Source organism: Pseudomonas sp. JAI111, from assembly GCF_024809425.1.
Taxonomy (GTDB): Bacteria; Pseudomonadota; Gammaproteobacteria; order Pseudomonadales; family Pseudomonadaceae; genus Aquipseudomonas.
Genome location: NZ_JANUCB010000001.1, coordinates 762,112 through 778,751 on the forward strand (window position 1 = coordinate 762,112; position 16,640 = coordinate 778,751).

Sequence of the window (16,640 nt, forward strand, 5' to 3'; positions counted from 1 at the left end):
TTTGCACAAATGGAGGAAAGAGATGAGTCTGGAAACCTGGCTGCTGTTCAGCGGCGCTGCGCTGGTGGTGATCCTGATCCCGGGGCCGCTGTCCCTGCTGATGATCAGCAACAGCCTGAATTACGGCTTGCGTCGTTCATATCCGGCGTTTCTGGGGGGCGTGATTGCCTCGATCTGCTTGCTCAGTGCCTCGGCGTTAGGGCTGGGCGCGCTGTTGTTGGCGTCGGAACAGTTGTTCAGCGCCCTGAAAATCGTCGGCGCGTTGTACCTGTTCTACCTCGCCTGGCAGAGCTGGCAGCAATCGCGCCAGCCATCGGTGGGCGCTCAAGTGCCCCAGGCTGCGCCAGTGCCACGCTTTCGCGCACTGTTCGGGCGCGCGTTCGTGCTGGGTGCGAGCAACCCGAAAGACATCCTGTTCTTCGCCGCTTTCCTGCCACAGTTTTTGAATGCAGGGCAGCCGTTCCTGCCGCAATTGCTGGTGATGATTGCGACCTGGACCGTGCTCGATCTGCTGTGCAAATTGGCTTATGGGCTGGGGGCTCATGGTGCGGCGCGGTATTTGCGCAGCGGCAAGGGCCAGAGCTGGTTTAACCGGGTGAGTGCCGGGTTGTTCAGTGGTGCCGGCGCTGCGTCGCTGTTGAGCCGTTAAAGAGCAAAAGATCGCAGCCTCGTTTCACTCGACAGCTCCTACATGGAGACGCATTCCCCTGTAGGAGCTGTCGAGTGAAACGAGGCTGCGATCCTTTGACTTTCCAGCAGGCAAAAAAAAGCCCGCAGTGTGAGCGGGCGAAAGACCAAAGAAGCTATATGCGCAGTCGCTTCCAGGTTGAGGCAGCTGCTTGGGGGATCAGCTGCCGCGGTACGTGGAATAGCTGTATGGCGAAATCAGCAGCGGTACATGGTAGTGATCCTGCTCGGCAGAGATGCCAAAACGCAGCACCACCACATCCAGGAACGCCGGCTCCGGGAGCTGAACGCCACGGGCGCGGTAGTAATCGCCCGCATGAAACTGAACCTGATAGACCCCGGAACGGTAGTCATCGCCCTGCAGCAGCGGCGCATCGACACGGCCGTCGCTGTTGGTGATCGCGCTGGCGACCAATTCCAGCTGCGAGCCTTCAACGCGGTACAACTCGACCTTGATCGAGCTGCCCGGGCAACCGTGTGCAGCGTCCAAAACGTGTGTAGTCAAACGTCCCATTGATTCTGCGCGCCCGCCTGCAAAGAGCAGTCAGGCCTCGCGCCTCCCGAAGTCAGTTGAAAGGAGACCGCACCGATTCGGAGCACGAAACGCTGCGGCGAGCGACTGATTAAGACACTTTTCAAAAAAATTGTACACAATAAAAACGACATTTTTGCAGCCAGTCCCGCCATCCACGATTTCAAGGTGAATCTGACGCAAAACCATACCCTCAGCGGACCTCCTATCCATTACCTGACCAACTGGGCAAGTTTCTTGCAATAGCATGAAGAGATGACAGTTCATCAAAAATGCAAAAATTCAGGCTTACAAAGTGAATATAAAGTTGTATACAATCAGCCCATCGCTGTGACACCAGCCTGTCATCTCATCGCCAGGCCGCCACACAACCTGTCAACGAATAAGAAGGAAGACTGCAGTGAGCGCTGACTACCCACGCGACCTGATCGGTTACGGCAGTAACCCTCCTCACCCCCACTGGCCGGGCAATGCCCGCATCGCCTTGTCGTTCGTACTCAATTACGAGGAAGGCGGCGAGCGCAACATCCTGCACGGCGATAAAGAGTCTGAAGCCTTCCTCTCGGAAATGGTTTCGGCGCAGCCGCTGCAAGGCGCGCGCAACATGAGCATGGAATCCTTGTACGAGTATGGCAGCCGTGCCGGCGTTTGGCGGATTCTGAAACTGTTCAAGGAATTCGACATTCCGCTGACCATCTTCGCCGTGGCCATGGCCGCCCAGCGCCACCCGGATGTGATCCGCGCAATGGTCGAGGCCGGCCACGAGATCTGCAGCCACGGCTATCGCTGGATCGATTACCAGTACATGGACGAGGCGCAGGAACGCGAGCACATGCTCGAAGCGATCCGCATCCTCACCGAACTCACCGGCGAACGCCCGCTGGGCTGGTACACCGGCCGCACCGGTCCGAACACTCGTCGACTGGTGATGGAAGAAGGCGGTTTCCTCTATGACTGCGACACCTACGACGACGACCTGCCCTACTGGGAACCCAACAACCCGACCGGCAAACCGCACCTGGTGATCCCGTACACCCTGGACACCAACGACATGCGCTTCACCCAGGTCCAGGGTTTCAACAAGGGCGACGATTTCTTCGAATACCTCAAAGACGCCTTCGACGTGCTGTACGCCGAAGGCGCCGAAGCGCCGAAGATGTTGTCGATCGGCCTGCACTGCCGCCTGATCGGCCGTCCGGCGCGCCTGGCCTCGCTCAAGCGCTTTATCGAATACGCTAAAAGTCATGAACAGGTGTGGTTCAGCCGCCGTGTCGACATCGCGCGCCACTGGCACGAAACCCACCCGTACCAAGGGGCTGCCCAATGAGCACCTTTCAAACACTGAAACCCTCGACCCTGAGCCGCGACGCGTTCGTCAAAGCCTTCGCCGACATCTACGAACATTCGCCATGGGTAGCCGAAAAGGCTTTCGACCTGGGCCAGGACGCCTCGATCGACGAGATCGAAACCTTGCACCAGCGCATGAGCGACATCCTGTTGAGCGCTGATCACGAAAGCCAACTGGCCCTGATCAACGCTCACCCGGACCTGGCCGGCAAAGCCGCCGTCCAGGGCCAACTGACCGAAGCCAGCACCAATGAACAAGCTGGCGCCGGTATTCACCAATGCACGGCCGAAGAGTTTTCTCGCTTCACCGAGCTGAACGATGCCTACAAGGCCAAGTTCAAGTTTCCCTTCATCATGGCGGTAAAAGGCAGCAACCGGCATCAGATCCTCGCGGCGTTCGAAACGCGCATTCACAACTCGGCAGATACCGAATTCAAATGTGCGCTGGCGCAGATCAACAAGATCGCCCTGTTCCGATTACTGACCCTATAAGCAAGCCTCGCCCGAGTGTTCTTAAACGCGAAGAAACACCCAGGGCCTGGCAAGCATCCCAAGCCAACTTATTAAAGGCAGACAAGAAGAATGAAAGCTTACGCCGTACCTTTCGAGAAGTTCGTCAACCTGGCCGACGCCCGCCTGGGCACCAAGATCATTTCGGTCACCGATGACTGGTTCGCTGATGCCAACCGCCTGTTCCAGCCGACTCCGGCTGTGTGGAAAGAAGGCGTGTTCGATGACAACGGCAAGTGGATGGACGGCTGGGAATCGCGCCGCAAGCGCTTTGAAGGCTACGACAGCGCCGTGATCCGCCTGGGCGTACCAGGTTCTATCAAAGGCGTGGACATCGACACTTCATTCTTCACCGGCAACTTCCCGCCGTCGGCCTCCCTGGAAGCGTGCTTCCTGGCCTCGGGCGAACCGGACGACAACACCCAGTGGACTGAGGTGCTGTCCGCTGTCGAGCTGCAAGGCAACAGCCACCACTACCACGAAATCAGCAATGACCAGGCCTTCAGCCACTTGCGCTTCAACATCTACCCGGATGGTGGCGTGGCCCGTCTGCGCGTCTACGGCATTCCGTTCCGCGACTGGTCCGCTGTCGGTGACAACGAGCAAGTCGACCTGGCCGCCGCCCTCAACGGTGGCCGCGCCCTCGCCTGCTCCGACGAACACTTCGGTCGCATGAGCAACATCCTCAACCCGGGCCGCGGCATCAACATGGGCGACGGCTGGGAAACTGCACGTCGTCGTACCCCGGGCAATGACTGGGTAATCGTCGCGCTGGGTCATGCTGGCGAGATCGAAAAAGTCATCGTCGACACCCTGCACTTCAAAGGCAACTACCCGGATACCTGCTCGATCCAGGGCGCCTTCGTGAAGGGCGGCACCGACAGCCAGATCGAAACCCAATCGCTGTTCTGGCGCGAATTGCTGCCGGCGCAGAAACTGGAAATGCACGCCGAACACACCTTCGCCGAGCAGATCAAAGCCCTGGGCCCGATCACCCACATCCGCCTGAACGTGTTCCCGGACGGAGGTGTGAGTCGCCTGCGCGTTCTTGGCAAGGTCGCGAAGTAACATCCGATCGTTCCCACGCTCCGCGTGGGAATGCATCACTGGACGCTCTGCGTCCGCTTTGGATGTGACGCGGAGCGTCACGGGCTGCATTCCCACGCAGAGCGTGGGAACGATCAACAACACAGAATTCGGAAAAGAACAGCATGCGCACACTGACGATTGAACCGCTGACCAAAGAAGCCTTCGCCCCTTTCGGTGACGTGATCGAAACCGACGGCAGCGATCACTTCATGATCAACAACGGTTCGACCATGCGCTTTCACAAACTGGCGACGGTGGAAACCGCCACGCCAGAAGACAAGGCGATCATCAGCATCTTCCGCGCCGATGCGCAGGACATGCCGCTGACCGTCAGCATGCTGGAGCGTCACCCGCTGGGCAGCCAGGCCTTCATTCCGCTGCTCGGCAACCCCTTTCTGATCGTGGTCGCGCCACTTGGCGATGAACCTGTATCAGGCTTGGTCCGCGCCTTCGTCACCAACGGCAGGCAGGGCATTAATTACCATCGCGGCGTTTGGCACCATCCGGTGCTGACGATCGAAAAGCGGGATGACTTCCTGGTGGTTGATCGCAGTGGCACAGGCAACAACTGCGATGAGCATTTTTTCAAAGAGGATGAGCGTTTGATCCTCGCCCCCCACCAATAAGAGAAGGTCTGATCACTCGACAACAGAGTGACAGGCGAGAGGTAAAGACTGTGGAAGCACATCTGTTGGAATGGCTGAACCTGAGCGTGCGCTGGGTTCACATGATTACTGGCGTGGCCTGGATCGGTGCGTCGTTCTATTTCGTCTGGCTGGAAAACAACCTCAATCGGGTCAACCCGAAAAGCGGTCTGGCCGGCGATTTGTGGGCGATCCACGGCGGCGGTATCTACCACCTGGAAAAATACAAACTGGCCCCACCGACCATGCCGGACAACCTGCACTGGTTCAAATGGGAAGCCTACTTCACCTGGATGTCAGGCATTGCGCTGCTGTGCGTGGTGTTTTACTCCAACCCGACGCTGTATCTGCTGGCACCCGGCAGCACCCTGAGCGGTCCTGAAGGCGTGGCCATCGGTATCGGCTCGTTGTTCATCGGCTGGTTCATCTACTCCTTCCTCTGCGACTCGGCCCTGGGCAAACGCCCTGCCCTTCTCGGTGCAATCCTGTTCGTGCTGACCATTGGCGCCGCTTACGGCTTCAGCAAAGTGTTCAGCGGTCGCGGTGCGTACCTGCACGTCGGCGCGATCATCGGCACCATCATGGTCGGTAACGTGTTCCGCATCATCATGCCGGCGCAGCGCGCACTGGTGGCAGCGATTGCCGAGAACCGCACGCCCGATCCGGCGCTGCCGGCCAAAGGACTGTTGCGTTCGCGGCACAACAACTACTTCACCTTGCCCGTGCTGTTCATCATGATCAGCAACCACTTCCCGAGCACTTACGGCAGCCAATACAACTGGCTGATCCTGGCCGGGATCGCGGTGCTGGCGGTGTTGGTGCGTCACTACTTCAACACCCGTCATGACAGCCACAAGTTTGCCTGGACGTTGCCGGTGGCAGCGGTCGGCATGATCTGCCTGGCTTACGTGACAGGTCCGGCGCCGATGTCCAGCGCACCTGAAGTGGCCAAGGCGCCTGGCGCCATCGAGTACCAGCCGCTGCCGGAAACCGCTCTCGGTGGTGGCGCCAAACCTGAAGCCGCAAAACCTGCAGCTCAGGCTGCCGCACCGGCCCAGGCGTCGAACCAGGGTCCGGCGTTCGACAAGGTGCACAGCGTGATTCAGGAACGTTGCGCAGTGTGTCACTCGGCCAAACCGACCAGCCCGCTGTTCAGTGCCGCACCGGCCGGCGTGATGTTCGACACCCCCGAGCAGATCCGCCAGAACGCACCACGCATCCAGGCGCAAGCCGTTACCAGCCAGATCATGCCACTGGGCAACATCACCCAGATGACCCAGCAGGAACGTGACCTGATCGGTGCCTGGATTGTTCAGGGAGCTCAAACCAACTAACCGTTGAAAAGCATCGCAGGCAAGCCAGCTCCCACAGGATTCAGGTTTTCCCTGTGGGAGCGGGCTTGCCCGCGATTGGCCGCGCCGCGGTCAACCTGACGCACAAAATCACAAGAATAAAAAAGATCCGAGGTGTTGCATGTCCGAGCTATCCGAAGCGCGCATCCCCGACGCACCCGCTATTCAGCGATTGCCCCTTTTGCAACTGATTCTGGTTGGCCTGCAACACGTTCTGCTGATGTACGGCGGCGCCATCGCAGTGCCTCTGATCATCGGACAGGCCGCCGGCCTGAACCGCGAAGAAATCGCCTTTCTGATCAATGCCGACCTGCTGGTAGCCGGGATCGCCACCATCGTGCAGTCGCTGGGCATCGGCCCGATGGGCATTCGCATGCCGGTGATGATGGGCGCCAGTTTCGCCGCGGTGGGCAGCATGGTCGCCATGGCCGGCATGCCGGGTATCGGTCTGCAAGGGATCTTCGGGGCGACCATCGACGCCGGTTTCTTCGGCATGATCATCGCGCCCTTCATGTCCAAAGTCGTACGCTTCTTCCCGCCCCTGGTGACAGGCACCGTAATCACCTCGATCGGTTTGTCGCTGTTCCCCGTGGCCGTCAACTGGGCCGGTGGTGGCGCTGGCGCGGCTCAATTCGGTTCACCGGTTTACCTGGCCATCGCCGCGTTGGTGCTGGCCACCATTCTGTTGGTACACCGTTTCATGCGCGGTTTCTGGGTCAACATTTCCGTGCTGATCGGCATGTGCCTGGGCTACGTGGTCTGCGGGCTGATCGGCATGGTCGACCTGAGCGGCATGGCCCAGGCGCCATGGCTGCAGATCGTCACCCCGTTGCACTTCGGCATGCCAAAATTCGAACTCGCACCGATCCTGTCCATGTGCCTGGTGGTGGTGATCATCTTCGTCGAGTCCACCGGGATGTTCCTTGCCCTGGGCAAAATCACCGGTCAGGAAGTCTGCCCACGGATGCTGCGTCGCGGCTTGCTGTGCGATGCCGGCGCCTCGTTTGTCGCCGGTTTCTTCAACACCTTCACCCACTCCTCTTTCGCCCAGAACATTGGCCTGGTGCAGATGACCGGCGTGCGCTGCCGCTCGGTGACCATCGTTGCCGGTGGTTTGCTGGTGGTATTGAGCCTGCTGCCCAAAGCGGCGTTTCTGGTGGCGTCGATTCCGCCAGCGGTGCTGGGCGGCGCAGCGATTGCGATGTTCGGCATGGTCGCTGCCACCGGCATCAAGATCCTTCAGGAAGCCGACATCGGTGACCGTCGCAACCAGTTGCTGGTGGCGGTGAGCATCGGCATGGGACTGATTCCGGTGGTGCGACCGGAATTCTTCGCCCACTTGCCGTTGTGGATGAGTCCGATCACACACAGCGGCATCGCCATGGCGACCTTGAGTGCGCTGTCGCTGAACCTGCTGTTCAACATCCTCGGCGGTAAAGAACGCGCGGCCATCAACGACTGCCCCGCTCACCCGCACTAACCCACCAGCGCCACAGAAACCTGTGGGAGCGGGCTTGCCCGCGAAGGGGCCATCAGCCTCAACATCTTTGTTGACTGACACACCGCTTTCGCGAGCAAGCCCGCTCCCACAGGTCAGGGCTGCCTGTGCCTCAAACAATAAAAACAAGAGGGAGCAACAGATGATTCGAACACAGACAAACATGCTGTTAGGCGGCGGTCTATTGGCCGCCAGTCAGGCCATGGCCGGCGATTTGCTGCTGTGGCAGACCAACAGCCTGAGCTATCTGTATGGCAAGGACTTTGCGGTCAACCCGTCGATCCAGCAGACGATCACCTTTGAACACGCCGACCGCTGGAAGTACGGCGACAACTTCCTGTTCCTCGACAGCACTTACTACAACGGCGAGAAAGACCGGAACAAAGGCGTTCACGCCTATTATGGCGAGTTCAGTCCGCGCCTGTCTTTCGGCAAAATCCTCGACCGCCGTTTCGAATTCGGCCCGATCAAGGACGTGCTGCTGGCCATGACCTACGAAAATGGCGAAGACGACACCGAGGCCTATCTGATCGGCCCCGGTTTCGACCTCGCGGTACCGGGCTTCAACTTTTTCACCTTGAACTTCTACTATCGCCAGACCGAAGGCTCGCGTCCCGGCGACGATGTCTGGCAGATCACGCCGGCCTGGTCCTACACCCTGCCATTGGGCAACTCGAACCTGTTGATCGACGGTTACATCGACTGGGTCGTGGATAACGACCAGAACTCACAGGGCACCTACCACGCCAACCTGCACTTCAATCCGCAGATCAAGTACGACCTGGGCAAAGCCCTGGGCTGGCGAGAGAAACAGGTGTACGTCGGCGTCGAGTACAGCTACTGGAAAGACAAATACGGCATCGAAAACAGCGCCCGCCTCGACACCAATGAGAACACCACCAGCCTGCTGGTGAAGGTGCACTTTTAAGATGGCCCGCAACCGTGCTCCAAACCTGTCGTCGGTGCGCTGTTGCGGGGCACTTGAGACCTGGCCAAGGAGTCAGTATTCTCCGCGGCCGCCTGAATCCGCGTTAAAAAAAAGCCCGGATTTAATTCCTGACCAGAAAGCCAACTTACCCAGGCTCTGGACGGTACCAAGGCCCTCCAAAACCCCTCTCAATCGACTGTTCTTGAGCAGCCGAGCGGGAGTTTTTTTGCTTATCGAAAGCCTTGGCGCAGCTCTTGCTAACAGCACTAAAGCTGACCGGATGGATAATTTTTTACAGCTAAAGAAAAAGGCGCCACACCAGAGCGCCGACCTTAGAAAAATAACGTGGAACCACCTTCTTTTTGGGAGCAACCGAATGAAACGTACGTGCACCAGCCTGATGCTCGCGGGTTCGTTACTGGCCGGGGGCCAGGCAATGGCTGGCGACTTGCTGCAATGGCAGAACAACAGCCTGACCTACTTGTATGGCAAGGACTTCAAGGTCAACCCGGCCATCCAGCAAACGGTCACCTTCGAGCATGCCGACGCCTGGAAATACGGGGATAACTTCTTCTTCGTCGACAAGATCTTCTACAACGGTGCCGCGGACCATAACGTCGGCTCGAACACCTACTACGGTGAATTCCAGCCACGTATTTCCATGGGCAAAGTACTCGACCAGAAGATCGAATTCGGCCCGATCAAAGACGTATTGCTGGCCATGACGTACGAGTTTGGTGAAGGCGATGTCGAGTCTTACCTGATCGGTCCGGGTTTCGACCTGGCGATTCCCGGGTTCGACTACTTCCAGCTGAACTTCTACCAGCGCCACACCGACGGTTCGCGCCCGGGTGACAACGTCTGGCAGGTCACACCCGTGTGGTCCTACACCATTCCGGTCGGCGACTCGAGCATCCTGATCGATGGTTACATGGACTGGGTGATGGACAACGACGTCAATAACAAAGGCGAATACCACGCCAACCTGCACTTCAACCCACAGGTCAAATACGACTTGGGCAAAGCGCTGAATATCGGCGCGAAGCAGCTGTATGTCGGCGTTGAGTACGACTACTGGAAAGACAAGTACGGGATCGACGATACCCGTGCATTCACCACCAATCAGAACGTGACGAGCTTCCTGGTGAAGTTCCACTTCTGATCCGGCGGCGTCTGCAAGGACGCCATCGCGAGCAGGCTCGCTCCCACAGGTGATCTGAGTGACACTGAAGATCCACTGTGGGAGTTAGCCTGCTAGCGATGGCCGCACCGCCAATCTCAAGCCAAAGCCACAGGCTCCGCCAACCCGAGAAACCGGCATAGCTCTGTCGTCTTGGCCAACGCATCCCGGCGCCCCAGGTCAATCAATTCGCTGCAATATCCCGCCTCGAACAGCAAATAGCTCAACACCCCCGCCCCGCTGGTTTTGGTTGCACCCGGCCCACGCAGAAACAGGCGCAACGCCGCCGGCAACTCCTGCCGATGCCGCGCCGCAATCTCGTCGATTGGCTGACTTGGCGAAATCACCAACACGTCTACCGGCGCCACACCCAGCGCACGGGTCGGCGTGCCATCGGGCAGCAGGTGACTGAACTGATTCAGACGCTGCAGCAACTCGATGTCACTTTCCAGGCTGTCAATGAACGTACTGTTGAGCATGTGCGCACCGATCTGCGCCAGGGACGGTTGCTGCCCCGTATAGGCGCGTTGCAGCGGCTGCTCCGGGTCGACACCGCGCGGGTTACCGCTGACGCCCACCACCAGCACTCGGCTCGCGCCCAGGTGCAGCGCTGGACTGATCGGTGCGGATTGGCGAACCGCGCCATCGCCGAAATACTCCTCGCCGATTTTCACGGGGGCGAACAACAGCGGAATCGCTGAGCTGGCCAGCAAGTGCTCGACGCTGAGTTGGGTGGGAATGCCGATGCGTCGATGACGCAACCAGGCGTCGATAGTCCCGCCGCCTTGATAGAACGTGACGGCCTGTCCGGACTCGTAACCGAACGCCGTGACGGCAACCGCGTGCAACTGCTTTTGCGCGATGGCCTCGGCGATGCCGCTCATGTGCAGTTTGTCGTTGAGCAAACCACGCAGCGGTGAACTGTTGAGCAACGCCACCGGCACCGGCGCCCCGAGCCCCAGCAAACTGTGGCTGACAAACCGGGTGGCCTGGCTGATCACGCCGGGCCAGTCACTGCGCAACACCAGATGACTGCGAAAGCCCTGCCAGAAAGCGGTCAGGCGCTCGATCGCCCCGCGAAAATCCATCGCCCCGCTGGCCAGGCTGACCGCATTGATCGCCCCCGCCGAAGTGCCGACGATCACCGGAAACGGATTCGCCGCGCCCATCGGCAGTATCTCGGCAATCGCCGCCAGCACGCCCACCTGATAAGCCGCCCGAGCCCCGCCGCCGGAAAGAATCAACCCTGTAACCGGTTCAGCAGGACTCATCGCAACACTCCATGGCGCTTAAGGGAATCGGTGACTCAACCGCGCTTTTTATACAGCTTCGGCTCGCCCGGCGGACGGCTCTTGAAGCGCCGATGGGCCCAGAGATATTGCTCCGGACATTCGCGCAACGCACCTTCGACCCACTGGTTGATACGAATGCAATCGGCCTCTTCAGTCTCGCCGGGAAACCCTTCGAGCGGTGCATGGATCACCAGTCGATAACCGCTGCCATCGGCCAGGCGGCGCTGGGTGAACGGCACGACAAGTGCCTTGCCCAATCGCGCAAATTTGCTGGTGGCGGTGACGGTCGCCGCCTGGATCCCGAAAAACGGCACGAAAATGCTTTGCTTGGCGCCATAGTCCTGGTCCGGCGCGTACCAGATCGCCCGACCGGATCGCAGCAGCTTGAGCATGCCACGCACGTCGTCGCGCTCCACCGCCAGCGAATCAAGGTTGTGGCGCTCGCGGCCACGGCGCTGGATGTAGTCGAACAGCGGATTCTTGTGTTCGCGGTACATGCCGTCGATGGTGTGCTGCTGCCCCAGCAGCGCCGCGCCGATTTCCAGCGTGGTGAAATGCACCGCCATCAGGATCACGCCCTTGCCTTCACTGTGCGCCTTTGTCAGATGCTCCAGCCCTTCGACATGGGCCAGCTTTGCCAGACGCTGGCGCGACCACCACCAGCTCATGGCCATCTCAAAGAAGGCGATGCCGGTGGAGGCAAAGTTTTCCTTGAGCAGGCGCTTGCGTTCGGCAGCGGACTTTTCAGGAAAACACAGTTCCAGATTGCGTTTGGCAATGCGCCGTCGGTCGCCCGCCACCCGATACATCAATGCGCCCAGCAGGCGACCGATAAACAGCAACACCGGATACGGCAACTGAACAATCAGCCACAACAGCCCCAAGCCACACCACAGCGGCCAGAAACGCGGCATAAGAAATGTTTTTCGAAAACGCGGGCGATCCATTAAATGTTCCGGAAAGACAATGGCCGCGCATTCTACATCGTTCGACCCGGCTTGCGGCTTGCGGGCGTTCTCGTTATAAGTCTCGGCACTTTTAGTGACAAGCCGTTGTATGCCGACCATGAGCCAAACCGAACCGCTAGACCAAGATCCCGTGTTCCAGTTGAAGGGCAGCATGCTCGCCATTACGGTGCTGGAACTGGCCCGCAACGACCTTGAGAACCTTGATCGGCAACTGGCCGCCAAGGTTGCGCAAGCGCCGAATTTCTTCAGCAACGCGCCGTTGGTGCTGGCCCTGGACAAACTCCCGGCCAGCGAAGGCGCGGTCGATCTGCCGGGGCTGATGCGCGTTTGCCGCCAGCATGGCCTGCGCACCCTGGCGATCCGCGCCAGCCGCATCGAAGACATCGCGGCCGCCATTGCCGTCGATTTGCCGGTGCTGCCGCCGTCCGGTGCCCGAGAGCGTCCGCTGGACCCGCTGGAAGGCCAGGTGAAGAAAAAACCGGAAAAGCCGCCCGAGCCGACGATCAAACCGACAAAAGTCATCACGTCGCCAGTACGTGGTGGCCAGCAAATATATGCTCAGGGTTGCGATCTGGTAGTGATTTCGTCGGTCAGCCCGGGTGCGGAACTTCTCGCCGATGGCAACATCCATGTATACGGCCCGATGCGCGGTCGCGTGTTGGCCGGAGTCAAAGGCGACACCAAGGCCAGGATTTTCTGTCAGCAAATGAGCGCTGAACTGGTCTCCATCGCCGGCCATTACAAGGTGTCCGAAGATTTGCGCCGCGACCCTTTATGGGGTTCGGGTGTGCAAGTCAGCCTGTCAGGCGACGTGTTGAACATCATTCGGCTTTAACGGATACTGCCGCATTTTCCAAGCATCTCTAAAACGTAGCGAAAACGGCTCAAACGAAGTAGGAAAAAGGCCAAAAGCAGTGTTTATCGCTGTTCCGGACCGGATTCCAGCCAAGGCTGTCCGACTGCAGTAGTTTTTCAAGAGATGTTTTTCAGGGGCTAAATGTCCTTTTTCCTTAGGGGTGAAACACCTTGGCCAAGATTCTAGTGGTTACATCCGGCAAGGGTGGTGTGGGTAAGACCACCACCAGCGCCGCTATCGGTACCGGCCTCGCTCTGCGCGGTCACAAAACAGTTATCGTCGACTTCGACGTTGGTCTGCGTAACCTCGACCTGATCATGGGTTGCGAGCGTCGCGTGGTGTATGACTTCGTCAACGTGGTCAACGGCGAAGCCAACCTGCAGCAAGCGCTGATCAAAGACAAACGCCTCGAAAACCTCTACGTGCTGGCCGCCAGCCAGACCCGCGACAAAGACGCACTGACCGTCGAAGGCGTGGAAAAAGTCCTGATGGCGCTCAAGGAAGACTTCGAATACGTGGTCTGCGACTCCCCGGCAGGTATCGAGAAAGGCGCCCACCTGGCCATGTACTTCGCTGATGAAGCGATTATCGTGACCAACCCGGAAGTGTCCTCGGTACGTGACTCGGACCGCATGCTGGGCCTGCTGGCCAGCAAGTCCCGTCGCGCCGAAAAAGGCGAAGAGCCGATCAAGGAACACTTGCTGCTGACTCGCTACAACCCGCAACGCGTCAGCGATGGCGAAATGCTGGGCGTGGAAGACGTCAAGGAAATCCTGGCGGTTGCCCTGCTGGGTGTCATTCCGGAGTCCCAGGCGGTACTCAAGGCTTCCAACTCGGGCGTGCCCGTGATTCTCGACGACCAGAGCGACGCCGGTCAGGCGTACAGCGATGCGGTCGATCGTCTGCTGGGCAAAACCGTGGAGCATCGTTTCCTCGATGTGACGAAGAAGGGCTTCTTCGAGCGCCTGTTTGGAGGTAGATAATGAATCTTTTTGACTTCTTTCGTGCCAGCAAAAAGGTCAGCACCGCGTCGGTAGCGAAAGAGCGTCTACAGATCATCGTGGCGCATGAACGCGGCCAACGCAGTACGCCGGACTATCTTCCAGCCTTGCAGAAGGAACTGGTGGAAGTGATCCGCAAGTACGTCAATATCGGGTCCGATGACGTGCACGTCGCTCTGGAAAACCAGGGCAGCTGCTCGATCCTGGAACTCAATATCACCCTGCCTGATCGCTAGTCGATCCAGCGGGAGCCACGGCGGCTCAGGGCCCTTCTGTGACAGGAAGGGGCCTGAGTCGCCGTTGGCGTTTGTTACGAGGCTGTTTTAATGCCGTTGTCCAACATCCGCATCATCCATCAGGACGCCGCCGTGCTGGTGGTGGATAAACCGACCCTGTTGCTCTCCGTGCCTGGCCGGGCCGATGACAACAAGGATTGCCTGATTACCCGCCTGCAAGAAAACGGCTACCCGGAAGCACGAATCGTCCATCGTCTGGACTGGGAAACGTCGGGCATCATTCTGCTAGCCCGTGACCCGGACACTCATCGCGAGCTGTCTCGACAATTTCACGACCGCGAAACCGAAAAGGCCTACACCGCTCTGTGCTGGGGCCAGCCGGAACTGGACAGCGGCAGCATCGACCTGCCCTTGCGCTACGATCCGCCGACCAAGCCGCGCCACGTGGTCGACCACGAATTCGGCAAACACGCCCTGACGTTCTGGCGCGTGCTGGAGCGTTGTGGTGACTGGTGCCGGGTCGAGTTAACGCCGATCACCGGCCGGTCGCACCAGTTGCGCGTGCACATGCTCTCCATCGGTCACCCGCTGCTGGGCGACGGCCTCTATGCCCATGAGCAAGCCCTGGCTGCCTGGCCACGATTGTGCCTGCACGCCAGCATGCTCAGCTTCACCCATCCCCAGACCGGCGAACGCTTGCGCTTCGAGTGCCCGGCACCGTTTTAAGCGCTAGCAAAAAGCCTGTGGGAGCGGGCTCGCCCACTCCCACAAGTTCTGCGCCGCCGCACTTTGCGCTTTCAATACGGTAAACTTGCGCCATTGCTGTCTGGAGCTTCTTATGCGCGAAGAGTTGAACCAAGGCCTGATCGACTTCCTCAAGGCCTCCCCTACCCCATTCCACGCCACCGCCAGCCTTGCCCAGCGCCTGGAAGCGGCGGGTTTTGTGCGTCTGGACGAGCGTGAGCCGTGGACCACCGAAGCCAACGGCCGTTACTACGTCACCCGCAATGATTCCTCGATCGTCGCGTTCAAGAGGGGACGCCATTCGCCGCTGCATGGCGGGATTCGCCTGGTCGGCGCCCACACCGACAGTCCGTGCCTGCGGGTCAAACCCCAGCCGGAGCTGCAGCGCCAGGGTTTCTGGCAGCTGGGTGTCGAAGTCTACGGCGGTGCGCTGCTGGCGCCGTGGTTTGACCGCGACCTGTCTCTGGCCGGCCGCGTGACGTTCCGCCGCGATGGCAAGGTCGAAAGCCAGCTGATCGATTTCAAGGCGCCGATCGCCACGATCCCCAACCTGGCGATCCACCTCAACCGTGAAGCCAACATGGGCTGGGCGATCAACGCACAGAACGAACTGCCGCCGATCCTCGCGCAATTTGCCGGCGACGAGCGCGTGGACTTCCGCGCCGTGCTGACCAATCAGCTGGCGCTGGAGCACGGTTTGAATGCCGACGTGGTGCTCGACTACGAGCTGAGCTTCTACGACACCCAAAGCGCGGCCGTCATCGGCCTGCATGGCGACTTTATCGCCGGCGCGCGCCTGGACAACCTGCTGTCGTGCTATGCCGGCCTGCAAGCCTTGCTGACCGCCGAAACCGATGAAACCTGCGTGCTGGTGTGCAACGATCACGAAGAAGTCGGCTCCTGCTCGGCGTGCGGCGCCGATGGCCCGATGCTTGAGCAAACCCTGCGTCGCCTGCTGCCCGAAGGTGACGAGTTCGTACGCACCATTCAGAAATCCCTGCTGGTCTCGGCCGACAATGCCCACGGCGTACACCCCAACTACGCCGACAAACACGACGCCAACCACGGCCCGAAACTCAACGCCGGCCCGGTGATCAAGGTCAACAGCAACCAGCGCTATGCCACCAACAGCGAAACCGCCGGGTTCTTCCGCCATCTGTGCATGGCCGAAGAAGTGCCGGTGCAGAGCTTCGTGGTGCGCAGCGACATGGGCTGCGGCTCGACCATCGGCCCGATCACCGCCAGCCACCTGGGCGTGCGCACCGTGGACATCGGCCTGCCGACGTTCGCCATGCACTCGATCCGCGAACTGTGCGGCAGCCACGACCTGGCACACCTGGTCAAAGTGCTGAGCGCGTTCTACGCCTGCCAAGAGCTGCCGTAATCACTGACGCCATCGCGGGCAAGCCCGCTCCCACATTGGAATGCATTTCAAATGTGGGAGCGGGCTTGCCCGCGATGGCGCCGGCTCAGACCCCGCTGATTTAAAGATCCAGCACACCTCACCAACGGCCGCCCAAAAGCCACCTAGACTTTAAATACCCGTCCGACAAGGCAGTCACCCATGATCACGTTGTCCTCGTTCCACGCCATGCTGATCCCCATCCTTGCCGGGATGATCCTGTTGGCAATCGGCTTCAACTTTCGCGATAAAAACGCCGGTGTCTTCGCCATGTGGATCGGCATGCTGACGATCCTCGCGACGGTGGTGTTCAAGATCCTCGCCAAACTCAACGAATAAATCCTCCCCCTGACTCGCATTGATTTTGACGGGCT

General features: G+C 59.6%; 18 protein-coding genes. 15 read left to right on the plus strand and 3 right to left on the minus strand.

Going from position 1 to position 16,640, the window contains the following annotated elements; all coding sequences use genetic code 11:
- The first annotated feature begins 22 nt into the window (after positions 1–22).
- Positions 23–649: a LysE family translocator gene (locus HNR03_RS03615; RefSeq protein ID WP_222585357.1), complete on the plus strand. Its 627-nt coding sequence runs from the start codon at positions 23–25 to the stop codon at positions 647–649.
- 198 nt (positions 650–847) lie between these two features.
- Here the strand turns inward: HNR03_RS03615 and uraH are convergent, their stop codons facing one another.
- Positions 848–1,201, minus strand: coding sequence for a hydroxyisourate hydrolase (gene uraH, locus HNR03_RS03620; RefSeq protein ID WP_010456673.1), 354 nt, complete (start codon positions 1,199–1,201; stop codon positions 848–850).
- A 418-nt stretch (positions 1,202–1,619) separates the two neighbouring features.
- Between uraH and puuE the strand changes: the two genes are divergently transcribed.
- From puuE to HNR03_RS03660, 8 genes are all read left to right on the plus strand, one after another.
- Complete coding sequence (gene puuE / locus HNR03_RS03625; RefSeq protein ID WP_259150928.1) at positions 1,620–2,546, plus strand: allantoinase PuuE; 927 nt, start codon at positions 1,620–1,622, stop codon at positions 2,544–2,546.
- A complete protein-coding gene (uraD, locus tag HNR03_RS03630; RefSeq protein ID WP_222585355.1) occupies positions 2,543–3,058 on the plus strand; it encodes a 2-oxo-4-hydroxy-4-carboxy-5-ureidoimidazoline decarboxylase in 516 nt (171 codons plus the stop codon). The genes puuE and uraD overlap by 4 nt, the downstream gene beginning before the upstream one ends.
- A gap of 90 nt (positions 3,059–3,148) precedes the next feature.
- The gene (gene alc, locus HNR03_RS03635) at positions 3,149–4,144 is read left to right on the plus strand and encodes an allantoicase (RefSeq protein ID WP_059404692.1); all 996 of its coding nucleotides are present in this window, start codon (positions 3,149–3,151) and stop codon (positions 4,142–4,144) included.
- A 143-nt stretch (positions 4,145–4,287) separates the two neighbouring features.
- The gene (locus HNR03_RS03640) at positions 4,288–4,791 is read left to right on the plus strand and encodes an ureidoglycolate lyase (RefSeq protein WP_007988150.1); all 504 of its coding nucleotides are present in this window, start codon (positions 4,288–4,290) and stop codon (positions 4,789–4,791) included.
- A gap of 50 nt (positions 4,792–4,841) precedes the next feature.
- Positions 4,842–6,143, plus strand: coding sequence for a urate hydroxylase PuuD (locus HNR03_RS03645; RefSeq protein WP_259150931.1), 1,302 nt, complete (start codon positions 4,842–4,844; stop codon positions 6,141–6,143).
- A gap of 139 nt (positions 6,144–6,282) precedes the next feature.
- A complete protein-coding gene (locus HNR03_RS03650) occupies positions 6,283–7,641 on the plus strand; it encodes a nucleobase:cation symporter-2 family protein (protein WP_259150932.1) in 1,359 nt (452 codons plus the stop codon).
- Between the two features lie 160 nt (positions 7,642–7,801).
- A complete protein-coding gene (locus HNR03_RS03655) occupies positions 7,802–8,587 on the plus strand; it encodes an outer membrane protein OmpK (RefSeq protein ID WP_259150933.1) in 786 nt (261 codons plus the stop codon).
- Positions 8,588–8,963: 376 nt separating this feature from the next.
- The gene (locus HNR03_RS03660) at positions 8,964–9,749 is read left to right on the plus strand and encodes an outer membrane protein OmpK (RefSeq protein WP_259150934.1); all 786 of its coding nucleotides are present in this window, start codon (positions 8,964–8,966) and stop codon (positions 9,747–9,749) included.
- Positions 9,750–9,865: 116 nt separating this feature from the next.
- On the opposite strand, the gene HNR03_RS03665 is transcribed toward HNR03_RS03660, so the two are convergent.
- Together HNR03_RS03665 and HNR03_RS03670 are read right to left on the minus strand one after the other, a co-directional pair.
- Positions 9,866–11,038, minus strand: a complete 1,173-nt coding sequence (locus tag HNR03_RS03665; protein ID WP_259150935.1) for a patatin-like phospholipase family protein — start codon at positions 11,036–11,038, stop codon at positions 9,866–9,868.
- A 35-nt stretch (positions 11,039–11,073) separates the two neighbouring features.
- The gene (locus tag HNR03_RS03670) at positions 11,074–12,006 is read right to left on the minus strand and encodes a lipid A biosynthesis lauroyl acyltransferase (RefSeq protein WP_259150936.1); all 933 of its coding nucleotides are present in this window, start codon (positions 12,004–12,006) and stop codon (positions 11,074–11,076) included.
- 118 nt (positions 12,007–12,124) lie between these two features.
- Between HNR03_RS03670 and minC the strand changes: the two genes are divergently transcribed.
- From minC to HNR03_RS03700, 6 genes are all read left to right on the plus strand, one after another.
- A complete protein-coding gene (gene minC, locus HNR03_RS03675; RefSeq protein ID WP_090188538.1) occupies positions 12,125–12,862 on the plus strand; it encodes a septum site-determining protein MinC in 738 nt (245 codons plus the stop codon).
- A 191-nt stretch (positions 12,863–13,053) separates the two neighbouring features.
- Positions 13,054–13,866, plus strand: coding sequence for a septum site-determining protein MinD (gene minD / locus HNR03_RS03680; protein WP_033057165.1), 813 nt, complete (start codon positions 13,054–13,056; stop codon positions 13,864–13,866).
- On the plus strand, positions 13,866–14,120 hold the full coding sequence (gene minE / locus HNR03_RS03685; RefSeq protein ID WP_007898843.1) for a cell division topological specificity factor MinE: 255 nt from the start codon (positions 13,866–13,868) through the stop codon (positions 14,118–14,120). Before minD ends, minE begins: the two co-directional genes overlap by 1 nt.
- A 90-nt stretch (positions 14,121–14,210) precedes the next feature.
- Positions 14,211–14,846, plus strand: a complete 636-nt coding sequence (locus HNR03_RS03690) for an RluA family pseudouridine synthase (RefSeq protein WP_030131660.1) — start codon at positions 14,211–14,213, stop codon at positions 14,844–14,846.
- Between the two features lie 112 nt (positions 14,847–14,958).
- Entirely contained in the window at positions 14,959–16,248 is a 1,290-nt protein-coding gene (locus tag HNR03_RS03695; RefSeq protein ID WP_259150944.1) for a M18 family aminopeptidase, read from the plus strand.
- Between the two features lie 180 nt (positions 16,249–16,428).
- Positions 16,429–16,605 carry a hypothetical protein gene (locus HNR03_RS03700; protein WP_167360485.1) on the plus strand — a complete coding sequence of 59 codons (177 nt, stop codon included), beginning with the start codon at positions 16,429–16,431 and terminating at the stop codon, positions 16,603–16,605.
- The last annotated feature ends 35 nt before the right edge of the window (positions 16,606–16,640 follow it).

What these genes read in the sequence shown, in the direction of transcription:
- HNR03_RS03615 (WP_222585357.1), top strand. Translation starts at nt 23, where the DNA reads ATGAGTCTGGAAACCTGGCTGCTGTTCAGCGGCGCTGCGCTGGTGGTG.
- uraH (WP_010456673.1), bottom strand. Translation starts at nt 1,201, where the DNA reads ATGGGACGTTTGACTACACACGTTTTGGACGCTGCACACGGTTGCCCG.
- uraD (WP_222585355.1), top strand. Translation starts at nt 2,543, where the DNA reads ATGAGCACCTTTCAAACACTGAAACCCTCGACCCTGAGCCGCGACGCG.
- alc (WP_059404692.1), top strand. Translation starts at nt 3,149, where the DNA reads ATGAAAGCTTACGCCGTACCTTTCGAGAAGTTCGTCAACCTGGCCGAC.
- HNR03_RS03640 (WP_007988150.1), top strand. Translation starts at nt 4,288, where the DNA reads ATGCGCACACTGACGATTGAACCGCTGACCAAAGAAGCCTTCGCCCCT.
- HNR03_RS03650 (WP_259150932.1), top strand. Translation starts at nt 6,283, where the DNA reads ATGTCCGAGCTATCCGAAGCGCGCATCCCCGACGCACCCGCTATTCAG.
- HNR03_RS03655 (WP_259150933.1), top strand. Translation starts at nt 7,802, where the DNA reads ATGATTCGAACACAGACAAACATGCTGTTAGGCGGCGGTCTATTGGCC.
- HNR03_RS03660 (WP_259150934.1), top strand. Translation starts at nt 8,964, where the DNA reads ATGAAACGTACGTGCACCAGCCTGATGCTCGCGGGTTCGTTACTGGCC.
- HNR03_RS03665 (WP_259150935.1), bottom strand. Translation starts at nt 11,038, where the DNA reads ATGAGTCCTGCTGAACCGGTTACAGGGTTGATTCTTTCCGGCGGCGGG.
- HNR03_RS03670 (WP_259150936.1), bottom strand. Translation starts at nt 12,006, where the DNA reads ATGGATCGCCCGCGTTTTCGAAAAACATTTCTTATGCCGCGTTTCTGG.
- minC (WP_090188538.1), top strand. Translation starts at nt 12,125, where the DNA reads ATGAGCCAAACCGAACCGCTAGACCAAGATCCCGTGTTCCAGTTGAAG.
- minE (WP_007898843.1), top strand. Translation starts at nt 13,866, where the DNA reads ATGAATCTTTTTGACTTCTTTCGTGCCAGCAAAAAGGTCAGCACCGCG.
- HNR03_RS03690 (WP_030131660.1), top strand. Translation starts at nt 14,211, where the DNA reads ATGCCGTTGTCCAACATCCGCATCATCCATCAGGACGCCGCCGTGCTG.
- HNR03_RS03695 (WP_259150944.1), top strand. Translation starts at nt 14,959, where the DNA reads ATGCGCGAAGAGTTGAACCAAGGCCTGATCGACTTCCTCAAGGCCTCC.
- HNR03_RS03700 (WP_167360485.1), top strand. Translation starts at nt 16,429, where the DNA reads ATGATCACGTTGTCCTCGTTCCACGCCATGCTGATCCCCATCCTTGCC.